This window comes from Actinoplanes sp. NPDC051633 (assembly GCF_040681735.1).
Lineage (GTDB): Bacteria > Actinomycetota > Actinomycetes > Mycobacteriales > Micromonosporaceae > Actinoplanes.
In genome coordinates this window covers 1-1,020 of sequence record NZ_JBFAZH010001850.1, presented here as the reverse complement: position 1 = coordinate 1,020, position 1,020 = coordinate 1, and the positions used below count along the sequence as shown (strand labels likewise).

Genomic DNA, 1,020 nt, shown 5'->3' with positions numbered 1-1,020 from the left:
ACCATGGTCGAGCGGGGTTCCGTCGCTCCGCCGGGTGCTGCCGGGCCGTCGGACGGCCCGCTAGTCTGGGCGCCACCCGGTCCGGGCCAGCCGCGAAGCTGATGGGCATCGACACGACGAGGAGACGCAGCGTGCGCCGTAACGCGGGTGGCCGCGCCACCCCCACGCTTCCCGATGTCGCCCAGGCGGCCGGGGTCTCCACCGCCACGGCCGCGCGCGCTCTCGGGGGTTACGGCTCGGTGCGCGAGGAGACCCGCGTGCGGGTCCAGGCCGCCGCCGCGGACCTCGGTTACCGGGCCAACAGCCTGGCCCGCAGCCTCATCACCGGCAGCACCAACACGGTCGGCGTGGTGCTGGCCGACATCGAGAACTCGTTCTTCGCCCGTGCGTTGCGTGGCATCGCGGACACCGCGCACACCGAGGGCTTCGAGGTCGTGCTGGTCAACAGCGACGAGGACCTCGACAACGAGCGCAGCGCCGTGCGGGTGCTCACCGAGAAGCGGGTGGACGGCCTGGTGGTCTGTCCGGCCGACGCCCGCGACACGTCCCACCTGCGGGGAGTGGTCAACGCCGGCATCCCGCTCGTGCTTCTCGACCGCCGTGTTCCGAGGCTGGCGGCCGACGTGGTCGGGATCGACAACCACGCCGCCGCCCAGGAGGCGACCGCCCACCTGCTGGCTGCCGGGCACAAGCGGGTGGGCCTGCTGACCGGTGGCAACCCGTCGCTGACCGAGGTGCTGCACGCGCCGGGCCTGGCCGGGGTCGAGCGGATCGCCGCGACGACCGTCGGCACCCGGGCGGCGGGCTACCGCGACGCGCTGCGGGCCGCCGGGCTGTCGCCGGATCCGGCCCTGATCAGCGCGGAGGGCTTCCACCGCGAGGAGGCCGCGATGGCCACCCGGCGCATGCTCGACCTGCCCGATCCGCCGACCGCGATCCTGGCCCTGGACAGCATTCTCTCGCTCGGTGTCCTGCAGGCGTTACGCGATCGAGGGCTGTCCTGCCCGGAGTCCGTCTCGC

The 1,020-nt window shown here is 73.9% G+C and carries 1 protein-coding gene; it reads left to right on the top strand.

Annotated features, from left to right (window positions below):
- Window positions 1-131: 131 nt before the first annotated feature.
- Window positions 132-1,020: LacI family DNA-binding transcriptional regulator (locus tag AB0M20_RS45640; RefSeq protein ID WP_364307937.1), on the top strand; the 889-nt coding region annotated here is incomplete at its 3' end.